This window comes from Enterobacter cloacae complex sp. P12RS (assembly GCF_014895875.1).
Taxonomy (GTDB): domain Bacteria; phylum Pseudomonadota; class Gammaproteobacteria; order Enterobacterales; family Enterobacteriaceae; genus Enterobacter; species Enterobacter bugandensis.
Window position 1 is genome coordinate 26,635 of sequence record NZ_JADBQO010000013.1, and the last position, 19,144, is coordinate 45,778.

Consider the following 19,144-nt stretch of genomic DNA (forward strand, 5'->3'; position numbering starts at 1 on the left):
AGCGCGTTTTTTAGAGCGCAGTCACTCAGTTGATTCAATCTGGCTCACCTGAACGCCAATTTATATCGTTTGTCAGCCCACGCCGCTTTTTCGTCCAATACCCCCAGATGACATAAGGGTGAGGTGAGATATGGGATCTCAGGTCTGGGTTGTGGCAACGCTGCTGGTCAGCATTGTGTTGATTGTTTTAACCATCGTTAAGCTAAAGTTTCACCCGTTCCTCGCGCTGCTGCTGGCGAGCTTTTTCGTCGGCGCAATGATGGGAATGAGCCCGCTGGATATGGTAAACGCCATTGAGAGTGGGATTGGCGGCACGCTGGGCTTCCTGGCGGCCGTGATTGGTCTTGGGACCATTCTCGGCAAGATGATGGAGGTTTCCGGCGCGGCAGAGCGCATCGGGATTACGTTGCAGCGCTGCCGCTGGCTGTCAGCAGACGTGATTATGGTGCTGGTGGGCCTGATCTGCGGCATTACGCTGTTCGTGGAAGTGGGCGTGGTCCTGCTGATACCGCTGGCGTTTTCCATCGCCAAAAAGACCCACACGTCGCTGCTCAAGCTGGCCATTCCGCTCTGTACCGCGCTGATGGCGGTGCACTGCGTGGTGCCGCCGCATCCGGCCGCGCTGTTTGTGACCAATAAATTAGGGGCGGACGTTGGAACGGTCATTGTCTACGGTTTGATGGTCGGCCTGATGGCCTCTCTGGTCGGCGGCCCGCTGTTCCTGAAGCTGCTCGGCAATCGTCTGCCGTTTAAACCGGTTCCGGCGGAATTTTCAGACCTGAAGGTGCGGGAGGAGCATACCCTGCCGTCGCTGGGCGCCACGCTGTTTACGGTGCTGCTGCCGATTGCCCTGATGCTGGTGAAGACCATCGCTGAACTGAATATGGCAAAAGACGGCACGCTGTATACGCTGCTGGAGTTTATCGGCAACCCGATCACCGCCATGTTTATCGCCGTGTTTGTCGCCTACTACCTGCTGGGCATCCGCCAGCACATGGGCATGGGCGCGATGCTGACGCACACCGAGCACGGCTTTGGCTCTATCGCCAACATTTTGCTGATTATCGGCGCGGGCGGCGCGTTCAACGCCATCCTGAAAACCAGCGGACTGGCGGACTCGCTGGCGCAAATTCTCTCGAACCTGCACATGCACCCTATCCTGCTCGCCTGGCTGGTGGCGCTGGTGCTGCATGCCGCCGTAGGCTCCGCCACGGTCGCGATGATGGGCGCCACGGCCATCGTCGCGCCGATGCTGCCGCTCTACCCGAACGTCAGCCCGGAGATCATCACCATTGCCATCGGTTCCGGCGCCATTGGCTGCACGATCGTGACCGATTCTCTCTTCTGGCTTGTGAAGCAATACTGCGGCGCGACCCTGAATGAGACCTTCAAATACTATACGACGGCGACGTTTATCGCCTCGGTGCTTGCACTTGGCGGCACATTCCTGCTTTCTTTCATTATCTGAGCGCGAAGAGACATATTATGGAAAACGCAACTATCACCACTTTAACCGCACAGTTTCCTCTGGTTGAGGATCTGATTGCCCTGAAAGAAACCACCTGGCTTAACCCGAACACCACCACGCTTGAAGAAGGGCTGCCCTATGTCGGGCTGACCAAAGCCGACGTGGACGATGCCCATGCGCGCCTCAACCGCTTCGCGCCGTATCTGGCGAAAGCCTTCCCGGAGACGGCGGCAACGGGTGGGATTATTGAATCTGAACTGGTCGCCATTCCGGCAATGCAGGCGCGGCTGGAGAGAGAATCTGGCAAATCCATTCCCGGCACGCTGCTGCTGAAAAAAGACAGCCACCTGCCGATTTCCGGCTCGATTAAAGCGCGCGGCGGCATCTATGAAGTGCTGACCCACGCGGAAAAACTGGCGCTGGAAGCCGGGTTGCTGACCACCGAAGACGACTACAGCATTCTGCTGGAGCCACGCTTTAAGGCCTTCTTCAGCCAGTACAGCATTGCCGTGGGCTCCACCGGCAACCTGGGGTTATCCATTGGCATAATGAGCGCCCGCATCGGCTTTAAGGTGACGGTCCATATGTCCACCGACGCCCGCGAGTGGAAGAAAGCCAGGCTGCGCAGCCACGGTGTCATCGTCGTGGAATATGAGCAGGATTACGGCGTGGCGGTGGAGCAAGGGCGCAAAGCGGCGGAAAGCGATCCGAACTGCTTCTTCATTGACGATGAGAATTCCCGCACCCTGTTCCTGGGCTATGCGGTGGCGGGCGAGCGCCTGAAAGCGCAGTTCACCGAACAGCGCCGCGTGGTGGATGCGGATCATCCCCTGTACGTCTATCTGCCGTGCGGCGTAGGCGGCGGGCCTGGCGGCGTGGCGTTTGGCCTGAAGCTGGCCTTTGGTGATAACGTGCACTGCTTCTTCGCGGAGCCAACGCACTCGCCGTGCATGCTGCTGGGCGTTTACACCGGCCTGCATGATGCGATTGCAGTGCAGGATCTGGGCATTGATAACGTGACGGCGGCGGACGGTCTGGCGGTTGGGCGCGCGTCCGGCTTCGTGGGCCGCGCGATGGAGCGCCTGCTCGACGGGTTCTATACCCTTTCCGATCGGAGCATGTACGACATGCTTGGCTGGATGGCGCAGGAGGAAGGGATCCGCCTTGAGCCTTCAGCACTGGCGGGGATGGCCGGGCCGCTGCGCGTGCCTTCAGACGCCAGCGTTACCCACCTGGTGTGGGCGACCGGCGGCGGCATGGTGCCGGAAGACGAGATGGCGAAGTATCTGGCTAAAGGGAAGTAATTAAGCCGCCACTCGGTTTACAGGCTCAAAATTTGCTGAATATGGGTCACCGCAAACAGCAGCGACAGCGAGAGAACAGCCAGCGCAATCAGGAATTTATCCCGCACTGCTTTCGGCTGTACAAAATCGTTCTGCGCCACGTCCATCAGGTTACGGCTGCGGGTATAGCGCCATAAAATGATGGCCACCAGCGCCAGCACAATAATAGAGATCCAGAATGGCACCCCGGTTCGGTGCCAGTTGTGCTTAATCGCCAGGGCAATCAGCGCGCCATACCCCAGCAGCGTGCGCAGCCAGGCCAACGACGTCCGCTCCGGCTGCAGGCCGGGGTCCGCTTCGCGCCGCGCTTTGCGACTATCCGCCATAGAACACCAGTGCCATCACCACGCCCGCCACCGCCAGCAGAATCACGCTGATGACGAGTAACCCGCGCGTATAGGGCAGATCCTGCTTCAGGCGCATCGCCTTCTCATTGCGCAGCCATCGCAGGTAGCCGTAAATCGACAGCACGCCCGCGAACAGGCACAGCAGCAGCGCCAGCACTTCACGAATCAGCGGCGTGGCAAAATCGGGGGCGAGCTGGTCAAGGCCGACACCTGCGGCCAGAAAGCCCAGTGCGGTGCGGATCCACGCTAAAAACGTGCGTTCATTAGCCAGAGAGAAGCGGTAGTCCGGCGCTTCGCCGAGGCGGGAAATTTTCATGAAGGTTCCTTGTCGTGCTACGGGCAGGCTTCAGCATAGCGTAAATCGACAAGGACAAGGAGACCGGCATCGGGCGATGCCGGTCAGGACGATTAATGCAGCTCTGGCCAGTACTCTTTGTTGGCCTCGATCAGGTCATCCAGAATCGCTTTCGCGACGGAGGCGCTCGGCACGGTTTTCGACAGGGTAATGGCCTGCCAGAGCTTCTGGTACGAGCGCTGCTCCCAGGCATCCACCACCAGTTTTTCCACCGCCACCTGCTGGCTCATCAGCCCTTTCTGGAAGTGCGGAATATCGCCCACCGTAAGCGGCTCCGGTCCGTTATGGCCCACCAGGCACGGGATCTCCACCATCGCGTCGGCGTCAAAGTTATGGATGGCACCGTTGTTTGGTACTATCAGCAGCATCCGCTCCTGGGTGTTAAAGGCAATCGCAGTCGCCAGATCGACGATGTACGACGCATGTTCGTCGATTTCCAGCTCACCGGCGGCGGAGTTGCCGGCTTCGATAATCGCCCGACAGGAACTGAACACATGCTTCTCACGGTGATCCATAACTTCATTGGCGCGGGTCCGTTCCGGGTTGGAATGCGCGACCACGTAGTCCGGGAACAGGTAATACTTCAGGTAGGTGTTCGGCATGGTATCCGGATCCAGCGCCTGCACGTCTTTAGCTTTGGCAAAGGTATCGTTCCAGCTCGCTTCGGTATGCGCATCTTCCGAAGGCGGAACATAGCCGTTTTTTGCCACGTATTCGCGCAGCTTCGGCATCAGATCGTTGCCGTTCAGGTCTTCAATCGACGTCCACCAGCCGAAGTGGTTCAGGCCGTAGTAGCGCACGCGCATCTCTTTGCGGTCTTTCAGGCCGACAATCTGCGCCATGCGCCCTTCAATGCCGATCGGCATATCGCAGATGTTGAGTATTTTAGCGTTCGGACGCAGGCGGCGCGTGGCTTCTGCGACAATCGCCGCCGGGTTGGAGTAGTTCAGCATCCACGCGTTCGGAGAGTACTGTTCCATATAATCCACCAGCTCCAGCACGCCGCCGATAGAGCGCATGCCGTAAGAGATACCGCCCGGTCCGCAGGTTTCCTGGCCCAGCACGCCGTGGCGCAGCGGGATTTTTTCATCTTTTTCGCGCATCGGGTATTTGCCCACGCGGATGTGCGCCATCACGAAATCGACATCGGTAAACGCCGCTTTTGGATCGGTGGTGTAGCTGAATTCAATCTCCGGGGCCTGCTCCTTAAGGATGATTCTGCACGCTTCGGCGATGGTCTCCTGACGCGCGCCGTCGTTGTCATAGAACTTCAGGGCGCGCAGCGGGAAGCGGTCGCGGTTGGCTAACAGCATCAGGACGATACCAGGCGTAAAGGTGCTGCCGCCGCCTGCAATGACAACTGAGAATTTTTTCATGATATAGCCTCTGTCAGGGTGGTTTGTTCATTTGTTAAAGGGGTTTTCATCAGCGATTCCAGCTGGTCGCGCACCTGAGGAACGTGCAGGCCGACAATTACCTGAATGCCGTTGCCGCGTCGCACTACGCCATGTGCGCCCAGGGCTTTGAAGACGTCGTCGCTTTGGGTTTTCGCCATATCCACCAGCGCGATACGCAGGCGGGTGGCGCAGTTGTTGATGCTTTCGATATTTGTTGCACCGCCGAGCGCCTGCAGGAATCCGGCGGCTTGCCCAACCTGCTGGCTGGCCGCCGCCGGGGCGGTGGTTTGCCCGCGCGCCGCCTTATAGTCGGCCTTGCTGTAGAGTTTGATTTCGCTCTCTTCCCGGCCCGGCGTTTTCAGGTTCAGACGCTCAATCAGCGTTTTGAAGATCACGAAGTAGATGCCGGTGAAGCAGACACCAATGCCGATCTGGGTGAACACCGTCGAGGCGTGGTTATGGAACATCGGGATCCAGTTTTGCGGCAGGAACTGGTCCAGCAGGCCGCCGCCCATGTTCCCCACGACGCCGAAGGCGTACATCACCGTCGCCATGGTGGCCGCCAGCACGGCGTGCACGGCGAACAGCAGCGGCGAGATAAACAGGAAGGTGAACTCAAGCGGTTCGGTAATGCCCACCAGCACGGCAGTTAGCGTGGCCGGAACCAGCAGGCCCGCCACCTTGACGCGATTTTCTGGCGACGCGGTGTACCAGATAGCGAAGGCAATCCCGACCGAGCCAAACACTTTTGAGTTGCCGTGCAGTGCGAAGCCACCCTCCGGGAAGAGGGTCTTCAGCGGCAAGGTGCTCTGGCTGAATTCCTGCAGATGCTGCGCCCAGTAGACCTGAATACCGCCCTCCACCGCCGCCGGGCCGAAGATGAACGGACCGTAGACGAAGTGGTGCAGCCCCGTTGGGATCAGAATGCGTTCCAGGAAGGTATACACCCACACGCCCAGCGCACCGGCAGAGCGCAGGAACGCCTGCAGGGACTCAATACCCATCTGCACTTTCGGCCAGCCCAGCAGCGTCAGCCAGGCGCAGGGGATCATCACGAAGAACGCGAGGATAACGACAAACGAGCTGCCCTGGAAAATCCCCAGAAAGACCGGCAGCGGCTTGTCGAAATAGCGATTGTGGATGGCGGTGACGATGCCTGAGATCACGATGGCGCCGATGATGCTGGTATCGAGCGTTTTGATCCCGGCAATCATCGCCAGCCCGCTTCCCGCCGTCGGTTCGGCGGAGAAGTCGACGCCAAAGAAGTGGCCCCAGGTCATCCCCATCGCGTTAATGAAGTAGTTCCAGGTCAGGAAGCTAATCAGCACGGCCAGACAGGCGCGGCCCTGGGCCTGCTTCGCCAGGCCAATCGGTAAGCCGACGGCAAAAATCAGCGGCATATTGCGAAACACCGCCCAGCCGCCCTCTTCAATGATGTGAACGATCTGCGCGAAAAGATGATCGGGGGCGGTTAAGGCTTCGCCGACAAACAGCGGGTTGCGAAGCATGATGGCGATTCCCACCACGATCCCGGCAAACGGAAACAGCAACACCGGGGTAAACATGGCACCGCCAAAACGTTGTATTTGACTGAGCATTTTTAAATCCTCACGTAACAACCTGTAGGGGTAGAGGCCTTTATGGTTTTGTGCTGGCCTGAGGTGAGCATAAGAACTTACTGATGCGCGAACATGGCGTGCCGCTGCGATTCGTGATCGCATTCATGGTTTTATTTTGACCAGTCAGGTCTACTTCTTGCGGTAAATATGGACATGTCAGGACGCATTCCACGCCCTGGTAAGGGCAGAGAGGTCTACTGGTGATCTACAAATCAATTGCTGACAGGTTGCGGCTGCGGCTGAATTCATCGGACTACAACATCGGCAGCCCGCTGCCTGGTGAAAAAGCGCTGGCGCAGGAGTTTGGCGTGGCGCGCATGACCATCCGCAAGGCGCTGGATCTGCTGGTGAGCTGGGGGCTGGTTGAGCGCCGGCACGGCAGCGGAACGTTTGTCTCGCGCAAAGACGTTCACCACGAAACCACTAACCTGACCGGGCTGGTGGAGGTGCTGCGTCAGCAGGGAAAAGAGGTGCAGAGCAAGGTGCTGCAGTTCGAAGTGATGCCCGCCCCGCCCGCCATCGCCAGCCAGCTGCGGATCCAGGTGGATGAGCGGATCTACTTTTCACGGCGGGTGCGCTACGTGGACGGAAAGCCGCTGATGCTGGAAGACAGCTTTATGCCGGTGAAGCTGTTCCGCAACCTGTCGCTGGCGCATCTTGAGGGGTCTAAGTTTGATTACATTGAGAAGGAGTGCGGGATCACCATCAGCGGCAACTACGAGAGCCTGACGCCGGTATTGGCAGATAAACAGCTGGCCGGTTATATGAATCTGCCGGAACAGACGCCACTGCTGCGAATTACCTCTCTCTCCTACAGCGACAGCGGCGAGTTCCTCAATTATTCCGTGATGTTCCGAAATACCAGCGATTACCAGGTGGACTACCATCTGCGGCGCATCCACCCGGAAGAGCTGTTAGCCCATCCCCCAGAACAGCACCGCCAGTAGCTGCGGGGTGATGATGCGCAGGAACATCACCAGCGGGTAGACGGTGGCATAGGAGAGCGCGGCCGCGCCGCTGGTGGCGTGCAGGTTGTTGGCAAAAGCGAGCGCTGGCGGGTCGGTCATGGAGCCCGCCAGCATGCCGCACAGCGTCAGGTAATTCATTTTGGCGAACATCCGCGCCAGGATTGCCACCGTCAGCAGCGGGATCGCCGTGATAAAGATGCCGTAGCCGACCCAGCTCATCCCTTCGCCCTTGACCAGGGTATCGATAAAATCCCCGCCGGACTTCAGCCCGACAACCGCCAGGAACAGCACGATGCCCAGCTCGCGCAGCGCCAGGTTAGCGCTCGGCGGCATAAACCAGTAGAGCTTCCCGATACAGCCGATACGCCCGAGGATCAGCGCCATAATCAGCGGCCCGCCCGCCAGGCCGAGCTTGAGCGCCACCGGGAAGCCCGGCACGTACAGCGGAATAGAGCCGAGCAGCACGCCAAGCCCGATGCCGATAAACACCGGCAGCATCTGCACCTGCTGCAGTTTTTGCTGGGCGTTGCCTACCATATCCGCCACGGCATCGATGGACGACGGGCGTCCGACCAGGTTGAGGATATCCCCGAACTGCAGGCTGGCCTCCGGGCTGGCAACCAGTTCGACGCCCGCACGGTTGAGGCGGGAGATGACCACGTCGTAGCGCTCTTTTACCTGCAGATCGCGTATTTTCTTGCCAAGAACGTGCTCGTTGGTCACCACAACACGCTCCACGCGCATATCGGTGCCGCGGGTTGAAAGCGAGGTATCCACTTCCTGACCAATCACCAACCGCGCGTTGTTCAAATCCCCCGGCTGGCCGACCAGGTGCAGCAGGTCACCCTGCTGGATCATCGTGCCGGGCGCAGGCACCATCAGCACGTCGTCGCGCTTAAGGCGGGAGCAGATAATATTGGCGCTGTTCAGGATCGGTACGTCCTGAATCGCCATATTGTTCAGGTTGGGGTTATCGACGCGAATGTTGATGGTTTTGATCGGCATATGGCCATTGGTGAGCGTGGTTTCGTGATCCTTCGCCTCTTTGTCGACGTTAACGCGAAACAGGACGCGGACCAGCCACATGGAGAGCAGAATGCCGCAAATCCCAAACGGATAGGCCATGGCGTAGCTCATCCCCATCTGGTCGACAATGCCGGGTTCAATGCCCAAATCGCGAAGGATTTGCTGCCCGGCACCGAGCGCCGGCGTGTTGGTAACCGCCCCGGAGAAAATGCCCAGCACCACGGGCAGCGGGATAGCAAAGATTTTGTGCAGGATTGCGGTGACCAGCCCGCCCATCACCACAATGCCGAGGGCAAACAGATTGAGCCGTAGCCCGGAGACGCGCAGGGAAGCGAAAAAGCCCGGCCCTACCTGAATCCCGATGGTGTAGACGAAGAGGATCAGGCCGAACTCCTGAATAAAGTGGAGCATATCGGCGCTGAGAACCAGCCCGAGCTTGTCAGCAAAATGCCCGACAAAAATGCCGCCAAACAGCACCCCGCCAATCCCAAACCCGACGCCACGGATTTTGATATTGCCAATCCATAGCCCTACAACCGCGGCCAGGGCCAACACGCTTACGGTTAACGCGATATCACTCATGATCCACATCCTTGGCATAACCTTAGTTATAACAAGGATTTTCTCAGAGCCGGATGCGGTTGTATGGGCGATGGCGCACAAAAAAGCCCTGCCGGAGCAGGGCTTTGTGCAGTCTGTGAGTAAAGCGGATTAGCTGTTCAACGCCGGCCGCTCGCTAATGGCGATACGCTGCGGTGCGATGGCTTCCGGCACGTTACGGATAAGATCGATATGCAGCAGCCCGTTGGTAAACGTCGCACCGGACACTTCCATATGGTCTGCCAGGGTAAAGCTCAGGCTAAACGGCTGATTAACCAGACCCTGATGCAGCCACCGGGTTTCGGTCTCTTGTTTTTCCGGCGTACCCTTCACGGTCAGGCGCGCGCCTTCGAGCTGGATATCCAGATCTTCCTGGCGGAACCCGGCCAGCGCAAGGGTGATGCGATAGTGGTTATCGTCGCTTTTTTCGATGTTGTACGGCGGAAATGTCTGTTGCTCGGTGGTGCTTTGCAGGGCATTAGCCAGTTTGTCAAAACCAATCCACTGACGCAGCAGGGGGGATAAATCGTAGTTACGCATACTAAATCTCCTTCTGAGAAGCGAGTTCGGCACAGTTTAATTTTGTGCACAGTTGTTCCTGCAAATCCTGATGGATTCGCATATGCTCCCGTTACGGCAAGCAAGTCTGGGTGGGCCGCCCGCGCGACCCGCGTAATTAGTTAATTTCGATACGGCGCGGTTTTTTCTCTTCCGGAATCACGCGTTCCAGTTCGATAAACAGCAGGCCGTTAACCAGGTTCGCGCCTTTAACGTGAATGTTCTCGGCTAACTGGAACTTGCGTTCAAAGTTGCGCTCGGCGATGCCCTGGTAAAGGTAGGTACGTTCTTTCTGCTCGGCCGTATGGGAACCTTTCACCACCAGCAGGTTGTCCTGCGCGGTGATTTCCAGCTCGTTTTCTGCAAAACCGGCGACGGCAATGGCGATGCGGTAGTGGTTTTCGTCAACCAGCTCAACATTGTATGGAGGGTAGCCGTTGCTCTGGCTTTGGTTATTTTCTAAATGGTTAAACAGGCGGTCAAAACCAATTGCAGAACGGTATAGCGGAGAAAGATCGAAGTTACGCATAGATAATACTCCTGAAATCAGCGAGAAATTGTAGCCTTCCACCATGGACAGGCCTTTGCGCCCCCGAGCACCCATCAGGCGTGTTCGTTATCGGGTCACATTCTTAAAATGGGTCTGGAACCGAGCTTTTCAAGACTATTTAGGCGAGATTTTTTTGCACTTTGCTGGTTGTCGCATAGACTCTGGGACAACAGCACAAAGGGTTAAATTGCGATGGCTGCCACAGTGCGGGGTTATCGGGCTATTCATTTCGGATAAGGCTCGCTATAACCCTGAGTTGCAGGTCTATGCAGTGCCATTAACGATGACTGAGTGATGATGAAAAATGTTCTGATAAAGCTGACGACGTTCAGCGGGGTGGTTTTACTTTGCGGGTGTTCGAGCGTGATGTCTCACACCGGCGGTAAAGAAGGAACATATCCGGGGACGCGCGCCAGCGCGGCGATGATCTCCGATGACGATACGAACTGGGGCACCAAATCCCTGGTTATCCTGGATATGCCCTTTACAGCAGTGGCGGATACGCTTCTGCTGCCGTGGGATGTATTCCGTAAGGACGATTCCGTGCGCTCACGGGTAGAGAAAAGCGAGCAGGAAAATCTGGCGACAAACGCCGTTATCCCGCCCGCCGAGATGCCGCCGCGCTAGTCCTTCGCGGTTTCCGTTACCCAAAGCTGACGGAAACCGCCCGTCTCTTGCATCCACGCAATAAAGCGCCCGTCCGGGGAAAACACGACCGCATCAGCAGACGGCGGATTGCCGTGATCGGACGTCAAAAACGTCACTTCTCCAGTCTTCGCATCACAGCAGGCGATTCGGTTTTCAAGCACAAATCCCAGCATGTTCCCGGAAGGGTGCCAGTTAAACGCAGACTGAATACCGCTCCCGGTGCGCGTCAGCTGGCGCGGTTCGCCGCCCTCAGGAGAGATCAGCCACAGCTGCACAATGCCGTTATCATCCCGCATCAGAAACGCGATTTGCGTCCCCTGGGGGTTACTGCGCACCCAGTGACGCGGCACGTTCACCAGACCCGGGTAGGCCCTCTGGTGGGTAAAGGTCAGACGACGCTGCTTCACCTCGGCAGGCGGCGCTGGCAGGGTGTCTGGGGTGCCCTGCAGCGGCGCATCGCCCGCTCGTTTCCAGCCCTGCTCGTCTTCTGGCAGGTTAACAATAAACAGTTCAGGCACTTTTTCGCCCTGCGCGGAGAGGGTGTCGCCGATAAATGCCAGCCTGTTGTTGCCCACCCAGCCCTCTTCGTAGGCGCGGTTAATTTCATCGCTGCCCGGCTGCGGGTTGGGTGTTGTGCGGCTGACCAGCACGCTCCAGAACGTGCCTGAATATTCACGTGGATGATTCCCCTGCGGGTTCATCGGGCCAAACGGTGCCGCCACGCCGACGTTGCGTAAATCGAGCTTCGGATCGCGCTCATGTAAAACATGGTCGTTATAGGTGAAGCTGACGAACTGCCCGTTCGGGCTGAAGACGTGCACGTGGCTGCCGCCGCGCAGCGCGCCTGCGGTATAAGGCGCGGTGATATCCATCGCGTCCAGGTTGCTCACCTGACCGTGATGCACAATCACACCCTGACGATGATGAAAATCGTAGTGCCAGTCAGCATCCGGTTTTTTCGGACCGTGGATAAAGACGTATTTGTCCTGTGCCGGATGAACGGTCACCACGCCAACATGCGCGCCGTCAGTAGCGCGATAAACCACCTCCACCTCACCCGTAACGACGTTGACCTGCTCAATGGTTTCGCCGGTAAATGACGCGCCTGACGGGCGCACGTCGTAGACCAGCCACTGGCTGTCCGGCGTCCAGGTATTGATGTTGGTCAGCTGGTGGTTGCGGGAAGCGAAGGTAATTTGTTTCATGAGGATACCCTGATGCACGGTGAGTGCATCAGGGTAAAACATCCGCAGTGATTAGCCTACTCGTTTCACATCGCCCACCAGCAGGATGTAGGAGAGTGCCCCGATCAGCGCCACGGCAGAGATGTAGACCAGCGCCGGGCCGAAGCCGTAGTCCTGCGCCAGGTAGCCGATGACCAGCGGTACGGTGATCCCGCCCAGTCCGCCGACAAAGTTGAACACACCGCCGGTCAGGCCAATCAGCCGCATCGGCGCAAGGGACGACACCAGCGACCAGGTGATAGAGGCGAAACCGTTACCAAAGAACGCCACCGCCATCAGGGCCATAATCCACACCGGATCGTTGGTGTAGTTGGCACCCATGATGCAGGTTGAGATCAGCAAGCCGCAGATAATCGGCGTTTTACGCGCCACGCCCAGCGAGTACCCTTTTTTCACCAGCTTATCGGCCAGCCAGCCGGAGAGCAGCACGCCGAAAAATGCGGCGAGGAACGGCACGGTGGTCATAAAGCCCGCCTTTAGCGCCGCGATCCCCTTTTCCTGCGTCAGGTAGTTCGGGAACCAGGTCAGGAAGAACCACAGCGTCGAGGTGACCGCAAACTGCCCCAGATACACGCCCACCAGCTTACGGTGGAAGACCAGCTTCCAGTCCGCTTTGGTCAGCGGCTGACGCGCCTCTTTTTTCACCGGCGCATCACCATCCACCAGACCGCCACCGTCGCGGATGTAGTCCAGCTCGGCCCTGGTGATACTTTTGGTCAGACGCGGCGGCTGGTAGACCTTGAACCAGATTAGCGACCAGATAATGCCAATCCCGCCGGTGACGATGAACACCCAGTGCCAGCTCAGCAGCTCCTGGATCCAGATCAGCAGCGGCGTCAGGAACGCCAGGCCGACAAACTGGCCAGAGGTGTAAAAACCAACGGCGGACGCGCGCTCATGTTCCGGGAACCAGCTGGTCACCATACGGTTGTTGGTCGGAAACGCGGGCGCTTCGAAAACCCCGGTGATGGCACGCAGGCCAATCAGCGATATCAGCCCGGTGGCGAAGCCCTGGAATAGGGTCGCCACGGACCAGCCTAATATGGCGATAAAGTAGGTCAGACGTGAACCCACGCGGTCAAGAAACCAGCCGCCGGGGATCTGGCATAAGGTATACAACCAGGCAAACGCCGAGAAGACGTAGCCCATTTCCGCTTTGGTGATGCCAAACTCTTCCTGAATATGGGCCGATGCCACGGCAAGGTTGGCGCGGTCGACATAGCAAATGACCACGGTAATAAAGATCATCATCAGCGTCAGGTAGCGGCGACGCCCGATTTTTGTAGCGGTAACTGGAATATCCATCGCAATCTGTCTCCAGATTTTGGGCATAGCGAAGCCGCTCACCATGCCCTGTAATTTACAGAGGGTTATATTTTTGTATGTATGATTTTTGCCCGGAGGCTTACCGGGTCTACGGCATGGCGATTACCATTCCGCTACGCTGCCGTCCTCATGACGCCACAGCGGGTTTCGCCAGTCCGGCGCATTCTTACTCAGCTCAATGACTTTAGCTTCGTCAATTTCCACGCCAAGGCCCGGCTTCGTAAGCGGTTTAAAGAAACCGCCTTCCATGCAGAAGTCTTCTTTATTTTTCACAAAATCGAGCAGTTCCGCGCCCTTGTTATAGTGAATCCCCATGCTCTGTTCCTGGAACACCGCATTGCGGGAGACGAAGTCGACGTGCAGGCAGGCCGCCAGCGCGATTGGGCCGAGCGGGCAGTGCGGTGCCAGCGCCACATCGTAAGCTTCTGCCATCCCGGCAATTTTGTAGCATTCGGTGATGCCGCCCGCATGAGAAAGGTCCGGCTGCAGGATCGCTATGCCGCCCGCTTCAAGTACGCGTTTAAACTCGAAGCGCGAGAACATACGTTCACCCGCCGCGATAGGAATGTGGGTCTGTTCAGCCAGCTTCGGGTAGTACTCCGCCTGCTCGGCCAGCACCGGCTCTTCGATAAACAGCGGGCGATACGGCTCCAGCTCTTTAATCAGCACTTTGGCCATCGGAGCGCTGACGCGGCCGTGGAAATCCAGGCCAAACTCAATCTCGTTGCCGAAGGCTTCACGAATTTGCGCCACGGTATTGACCGCCCGGTCTACCGCACGCGAATTGTCGATAACGCCCATCTCTTCGCAGCCGTTGAGCTTGAAGGTGTCAAAGCCGATATTGCGTAACCGCGTGATGCCGTCGATCACTTCCGCAGGACGGTCGCCGCCTACCCAGCTGTAGGCTTTGATTTTGTCGCGCACCAGGCCGCCCATAAGCTGCCATACCGGCGCGTTAAGCACTTTACCTTTGATATCCCACAGCGCCTGGTCGATACCGGCGATGGCGCTCATCAGGATCGGACCACCTCGGTAGAAGCCCGCGCGGTACATCACCTGCCACAGGTCGTTAATGCGCGCCGGATCCTGACCAATCAGGTATTCGCCCAGCTCGTGTACTGCCGCTTCAACGGTGCGCGCGCGCCCTTCAATCACCGGTTCGCCCCAGCCTACAACCCCTTCATCGGTTTCGATTTTCAGGAACATCCAGCGCGGGGGTAAACGGTACGTGGTGAGTTTGGTTATTTTCATTTCACTGCCTCTCGATACGCTTTCACAAATGCTGCCGCCTGCTGTGCGGTACGTTCCACGGACTGTCCGGCACGATAAAGATCGCTACCCAACCCTGCGCCCACACAGCCAGCGCTCATCCACTGGCCCAGGTTTTCTGGCGTTACGCCGCCCACGGCAAAGACCGGTACGCTGGCGGGCAATACCGCTTTCAACGCCTTGATGTAGTCCGGTCCAAAAGCTGATGACGGGAAAATTTTGAGCGACTGCGCTCCCGCATCAAGGGCAGTAAAGGCTTCCGTGGCGGTGGCGCAGCCCGGGCAGACTGTCATGCCGTAACCCACCGCGCGGCGGATCACCTCAGGCTGAATATTGGGCGTGACGATAAGCCTGCAGCCCATCGTTGCCAGCCGATCGACCTGCTCAGGCTGTAACACGGTGCCTGCGCCAATCAGCGCCTTATCGCCGAAAACCTCCACCACGGCCGGAATGCTTTTTTCCCAGTCGGGCGAGTTGAGCGGGATTTCTACCGCGTCGAATCCGGCGTCGATAACCGCGCCGACGTGGTCTAACGCCTCATCGGGCGTGATGCCGCGCAAAATCGCGATAAGGGGAAGATCAGTTTGCCACTGCATGAGCGATGCTCCTTATTCCTGCCTGAAATGCCGTGTCGCCGGATACCGTCGAAACATCACGCCCAACGGCGCGAAATGCCTGTTCGTAGCGCGACGTTAGCGATGCGCCTGCGACAATCGTAATGGCCTGCTCGTGCGCGATGAACTCACGCATGCTGGCGACCTCTGCGCCAATCAGCAGACCGGAGAGAAACTCGCTGACCTGCTCGCGCGGGAGAAGTCCCAGCACGTGCGAGGCGCGAACCTCAAAAAGCTGCGGCAACACATCAGGGGAGGCGATCCCACGTTCAAGCCCGGCGGCAAACGCCTCTGACGAGGATTCCTGCTCAGGTAAACCGGCCCCGACCAGCGAATGGTTGAGCAGCAAATGGTGCAGCTCGCCGGTCATTACGGTGCGAAAATCGTGGATTTGCTCAGCGTCAGCCTGGACCCACTTACAGTGCGTGCCGGGCATGACGTAGACAGAAGAAGGAGAGAGAGCGCGCGCGCCAAGCAGCTGCGTCTCTTCGCCGCGCATCACGTTGTGGTTATCGTCGCGAGAGACGCTCAAACCGGGAATAATCCAGATATTGTCGCCAACGGACGTTAACTGCTCGCCAATAGCGGAGAAATGGGCGGGAACCGGCAGGTAAGGTGCAATTTTCCAGCCTACGTTACTGCCCACCATTCCCGCCATTACCACCGGCGTGGCGCTGTCGCGCCAGTTTTGTGTGACCTCTGCTAACACCGCCTCGGGGGATTTACCGTTCAGGCGCGTCACGCCTGCTTCTGATTGCCTGCTCTCCAGGCACTGCTCGCCCTGATAAAGCCAGGCGCGCAGATTGGTCGATCCCCAGTCAATTGCGATGTAGCGAGATGTCATGTGATTTCCTTCAGCCTTCGTGTCGAGCTGGCAATCATGGTAAGCGCCGCCTGCTCTGCCGCATCGCCGTCCTGATGCCGTATCGCATCGAACAGCGCTTTATGTTCCTGGAGCGTTTTTGGCATGTTGGCCTCATCACCCATCCAGGTACGTTCAAATACTGCTCGCTGTAGCGAGCTGATCGCCACGCTAAGCTGCTGTAATACCGGGTTATGCACCGACTGCAGCACCGCTTCGTGGTAGCGAATGTCCGCCTCGTTGAACGCCTCCCGGTTCTGGTTATTGGCGATCATGTCGTTTAAAGCCGATTCAATCTGGGCCAAATCACCGGAGGTCGCGCGTTCCGCTGCCCAGCGCGCAATTGCCGGCTCCACCAGGTTTCGAACTTCACTCATCGCGCCGATAAGCCGCGGGTCGTAGTCGTTTTCCAGCACCCACTGCAGCACGTCGGTATCGAGGTAGTTCCACTGGTTGCGCGGAGCAACAAACGCGCCGCGATAGCGCTTCATTTCAATCAGCCGCTTCGCCATCAGCGAGCGGAACACTTCCCGGATGATGTTGCGCGAGGTTTCAAACTCCTCGCACAATTCAGCCTCTGCGGGGAGCGGCGAACCGGGAACGTATTTACCGCCCACAATCTGGGTGCCCAGCGTAATAACGATGCGATCGGTTTTATTGAGAGTCATGGAGAGTCCTTGTGCTCTGTATGTCCATCACTACTTTACCGCGACCGCTGAATTTCGCCTCACTTTTGCAGTACAAACGTGAGGCCATTCGTCTTTGCCGTGGTGACAATGTAGTACAATCAGTTAATTTTGTACTACAATCAAGATCACAAAAAGAACAATTCGATAAATTCAGGGCAAAAAAAGCCCCGGTTGATAACCGGGGCTGATGATTGAAAATAAGCGTTACTGCAGCACAAACTTCTCGATCGCGTAGGCAACGCCGTCTTCGAGGTTAGATTTTGTGACGAAATCAGCCACCTCTTTCACCGAAGGAATGGCGTTATCCATTGCCACGCCAACGCCCGCGAATTCAATCATCGCGATGTCGTTTTCCTGGTCGCCGAGCGCCATGATTTCTTCCTGCTTAATCCCTAACGCATCAGCAAGTGATTTCACGCCGGTGCCCTTATTGACGCGTTTATCGAGGATTTCGAGGAAGTACGGCGCACTTTTCAGCACGGTGTACTTCTCTTTTACCTCTGCCGGAATGCGCGCGATGGCTTTATCCAGGATCTCCGGCTCGTCAATCATCATCACCTTCAGGAACTGCGTCGCCGGATCCATTTTCTCGGCTTCACAGAACACCAGCGGAATGGTCGCAACGTAGGATTCATGCACCGTGTAGTAGCTGATATCGCGGTTGGCGGTGTAGAGCGTATTGCGATCGAGCGCATGGAAGTGGGAGCCCACTTCACGGGACAGTTTTTCGAGGAACAGGTAGTCATCATAGCTCAGCGCAGTTTGCGCAACCGTGCTGCCGTCTGCGGCTTTCTGCACCAGCGCGGCGTTATAGGTGATGCAGTAATCGCCCGGCTGATTCATGTGCAGCTCTTTCAGGTAGCTGTGTACGCCCGCATACGGACGCCCCGTGGTCAGAACCACATTCACGCCCTTCGCTCGTGCGGCGGCGATCGCGTTTTTAACGGCAGGAGAGATAGTGTGGTCTGGCAGCAGCAGCGTGCCGTCCATATCGATTGCAATGAGTTTGATAGCCATGAGTTCCCCGGGATAAATGAGTGCTGCCTCATGCTAACGCGATTAAGCACACAAAAATAGAGCGACATTGCGCAACAGAAACACCCCTTTTACGCTTATCCCGGGGAACGACGACTTATTCGCGGGTGAGAACGATTTTACCGAATGCGCCGCGATCCAGATGTTCAAGGGCCTGTTCAAGCTCGTTAAAACGGTAGCGATGCTCAATCACCGGCTTCAGTCCCTTGACGTCAACAGCACGGACGAAATCCTCCAGCGCCCGGCGGTGTCCCACGCCAATCCCCTGAATGACGGGGGATTTCAGCAGCAGCTCACCAGCAGGCAGCGAAATGTCAGTCCCGGCCAGCACGCCAATGACGGAGATACGCCCGTGAACGGCAACGGCACGCAGGGAATGCTTCAGGTTTTCCCCACCCACGGTTTCGATAATATGGTCGATGCCGCGATCCTGAGTCAGCGCCAATGCTTCTTCAGCCCAGTCACTTTTCAGGCGGTTGACGCCCTGACTGGCGCCCAGTTTTTTGGCGAGCGCCAGCTTTTCATCGCTCCCGGACGTGACAATAACCTCTGCGCCGTGCGCTTTTGCAATTTGCAGGGCGAAAATCGCCACGCCGCCCGTCCCCTGTACCAGCACCGATTGCCCGGCGCGGAGCTGACCCCGCTCCACCAGCGCGAACCAGGCGGTAAGCCCTGCGCAGGGTAACGTGCTGGCCTCTGCGTCATTCAGAGTTTCCGGAGAGGCTACCAGCGCGTTTTCATTTACAACCACATATTCGGCCAGCATGCCCTGGAAATAGCCGCCGGACGTTTTGTAGGGCAAATCACGCGCGTCTGCCTGCGGCTTGCCGTCGATCCACTCCGGGAAGAAGGTTGAAATGACGCGAGCGCCGGGTTTGAAACGCGTGACACCTTCACCTACGCTGTCCACCACGCCCGCCATGTCAGACGCCGGGGTGAACGGGAAGGAAAGCGGAATCGGCATCGTGCCTTCGATGACCATTTTATCGCGATAGTTGAGCGCAACGGCATTCACCCGCACACGAATCTCACCGGGGCCTGGCTGTGGAACCGATTCATGAATGAGTTTGAGATTCTCGCGCCCGAGGGCGTTCATTGACCAGCGCTGCATTGTCTCTGTCATTTTTTTCTCCTGCCATCAGATAAGCTTCAGTAATGACAGTCTACCGTTGACTCCTCGTCACCAGTGGCGATAAGTTTTCTCTTCATTGACGCCTGAATGGATA

Annotated in this window: 19 protein-coding genes and 1 other annotated feature; of the genes, 4 read left to right on the forward strand and 15 right to left on the reverse strand. The window is 57.7% G+C overall.

Annotated features, from left to right (window positions below; genetic code table 11):
• Window positions 1–130 precede the first annotated feature (130 nt).
• Entirely contained in the window at window positions 131–1,468 is a 1,338-nt protein-coding gene (dsdX, locus tag IM284_RS09765) for a D-serine transporter DsdX (protein WP_028014951.1), read from the forward strand.
• Window positions 1,469–1,485: 17 nt separating this feature from the next.
• Window positions 1,486–2,772, forward strand: a complete 1,287-nt coding sequence (dsdA, locus tag IM284_RS09770) for a D-serine ammonia-lyase (protein ID WP_047366725.1) — start codon at window positions 1,486–1,488, stop codon at window positions 2,770–2,772.
• Window positions 2,773–2,789: 17 nt separating this feature from the next.
• Here dsdA and IM284_RS09775 read toward each other — a convergent pair whose 3' ends face one another.
• The 4 genes from IM284_RS09775 to IM284_RS09790 all read right to left on the reverse strand — a co-directional run bounded on the left by IM284_RS09775 (window position 2,790) and on the right by IM284_RS09790 (window position 6,508).
• Window positions 2,790–3,137: a DUF202 domain-containing protein gene (locus IM284_RS09775; protein ID WP_023309822.1), complete on the reverse strand. Its 348-nt coding sequence runs from the start codon at window positions 3,135–3,137 to the stop codon at window positions 2,790–2,792.
• Window positions 3,127–3,474 (reverse strand): YidH family protein, encoded by a 348-nt coding sequence (locus IM284_RS09780; protein ID WP_047366726.1) that lies wholly within the window; start codon window positions 3,472–3,474, stop codon window positions 3,127–3,129. The genes IM284_RS09775 and IM284_RS09780 overlap by 11 nt, the downstream gene beginning before the upstream one ends.
• Window positions 3,475–3,566: 92 nt before the next feature.
• Window positions 3,567–4,889, reverse strand: a complete 1,323-nt coding sequence (locus IM284_RS09785; protein ID WP_045260840.1) for a 6-phospho-alpha-glucosidase — start codon at window positions 4,887–4,889, stop codon at window positions 3,567–3,569.
• On the reverse strand, window positions 4,886–6,508 hold the full coding sequence (locus IM284_RS09790) for an alpha-glucoside-specific PTS transporter subunit IIBC (protein WP_047366727.1): 1,623 nt from the start codon (window positions 6,506–6,508) through the stop codon (window positions 4,886–4,888). Before IM284_RS09790 ends, IM284_RS09785 begins: the two co-directional genes overlap by 4 nt.
• A gap of 221 nt (window positions 6,509–6,729) precedes the next feature.
• Between IM284_RS09790 and IM284_RS09795 the strand changes: the two genes are divergently transcribed.
• Complete coding sequence (locus tag IM284_RS09795; protein WP_028014945.1) at window positions 6,730–7,476, forward strand: GntR family transcriptional regulator; 747 nt, start codon at window positions 6,730–6,732, stop codon at window positions 7,474–7,476.
• Here the strand turns inward: IM284_RS09795 and IM284_RS09800 are convergent.
• From IM284_RS09800 to ibpA, 3 genes are all read right to left on the reverse strand, one after another.
• Complete coding sequence (locus IM284_RS09800) at window positions 7,444–9,105, reverse strand: putative transporter (RefSeq protein ID WP_047366728.1); 1,662 nt, start codon at window positions 9,103–9,105, stop codon at window positions 7,444–7,446. The genes IM284_RS09795 and IM284_RS09800 overlap by 33 nt on opposite strands.
• A gap of 129 nt (window positions 9,106–9,234) precedes the next feature.
• Complete coding sequence (ibpB, locus tag IM284_RS09805) at window positions 9,235–9,663, reverse strand: small heat shock chaperone IbpB (RefSeq protein WP_028014943.1); 429 nt, start codon at window positions 9,661–9,663, stop codon at window positions 9,235–9,237.
• 136 nt (window positions 9,664–9,799) lie between these two features.
• Window positions 9,800–10,210, reverse strand: a complete 411-nt coding sequence (ibpA, locus tag IM284_RS09810) for a small heat shock chaperone IbpA (protein ID WP_008500162.1) — start codon at window positions 10,208–10,210, stop codon at window positions 9,800–9,802.
• Window positions 10,204–10,275 (reverse strand) — a sequence feature (ROSE (Repression Of Heat Shock gene Expression) occurs in the 5'-region of heat shock genes and acts as an RNA thermometer to modulate expression.). Its footprint overlaps the gene before it by 7 nt.
• 250 nt (window positions 10,276–10,525) lie before the next feature.
• Here ibpA and IM284_RS09815 point away from each other — a divergent pair.
• On the forward strand, window positions 10,526–10,858 hold the full coding sequence (locus tag IM284_RS09815) for a YceK/YidQ family lipoprotein (RefSeq protein WP_014881914.1): 333 nt from the start codon (window positions 10,526–10,528) through the stop codon (window positions 10,856–10,858).
• On the opposite strand, the gene IM284_RS09820 is transcribed toward IM284_RS09815, so the two are convergent.
• The 8 genes from IM284_RS09820 to IM284_RS09855 all read right to left on the reverse strand — a co-directional run bounded on the left by IM284_RS09820 (window position 10,855) and on the right by IM284_RS09855 (window position 19,041).
• On the reverse strand, window positions 10,855–12,084 hold the full coding sequence (locus IM284_RS09820) for a DUF3748 domain-containing protein (protein WP_193055800.1): 1,230 nt from the start codon (window positions 12,082–12,084) through the stop codon (window positions 10,855–10,857). The genes IM284_RS09815 and IM284_RS09820 overlap by 4 nt on opposite strands.
• Before the next feature lie 51 nt (window positions 12,085–12,135).
• Window positions 12,136–13,473, reverse strand: coding sequence for an MFS transporter (locus IM284_RS09825; RefSeq protein WP_080351061.1), 1,338 nt, complete (start codon window positions 13,471–13,473; stop codon window positions 12,136–12,138).
• 78 nt (window positions 13,474–13,551) lie between these two features.
• Window positions 13,552–14,700 carry a galactonate dehydratase gene (gene dgoD / locus IM284_RS09830; RefSeq protein ID WP_047366730.1) on the reverse strand — a complete coding sequence of 383 codons (1,149 nt, stop codon included), beginning with the start codon at window positions 14,698–14,700 and terminating at the stop codon, window positions 13,552–13,554.
• Window positions 14,697–15,314 (reverse strand): 2-dehydro-3-deoxy-6-phosphogalactonate aldolase, encoded by a 618-nt coding sequence (locus IM284_RS09835; protein WP_028014939.1) that lies wholly within the window; start codon window positions 15,312–15,314, stop codon window positions 14,697–14,699. Before IM284_RS09835 ends, dgoD begins: the two co-directional genes overlap by 4 nt.
• A complete protein-coding gene (locus IM284_RS09840; protein WP_047366731.1) occupies window positions 15,298–16,176 on the reverse strand; it encodes a 2-dehydro-3-deoxygalactonokinase in 879 nt (292 codons plus the stop codon). The genes IM284_RS09835 and IM284_RS09840 overlap by 17 nt, the downstream gene beginning before the upstream one ends.
• Complete coding sequence (dgoR, locus tag IM284_RS09845; protein WP_003861109.1) at window positions 16,173–16,862, reverse strand: D-galactonate utilization transcriptional regulator DgoR; 690 nt, start codon at window positions 16,860–16,862, stop codon at window positions 16,173–16,175. Before dgoR ends, IM284_RS09840 begins: the two co-directional genes overlap by 4 nt.
• Window positions 16,863–17,087: 225 nt before the next feature.
• On the reverse strand, window positions 17,088–17,900 hold the full coding sequence (gene yidA, locus IM284_RS09850) for a sugar-phosphatase (protein ID WP_047366732.1): 813 nt from the start codon (window positions 17,898–17,900) through the stop codon (window positions 17,088–17,090).
• A gap of 115 nt (window positions 17,901–18,015) precedes the next feature.
• Entirely contained in the window at window positions 18,016–19,041 is a 1,026-nt protein-coding gene (locus tag IM284_RS09855) for an NAD(P)-dependent alcohol dehydrogenase (protein WP_047366733.1), read from the reverse strand.
• Between the last annotated feature and the right edge of the window lie 103 nt (window positions 19,042–19,144).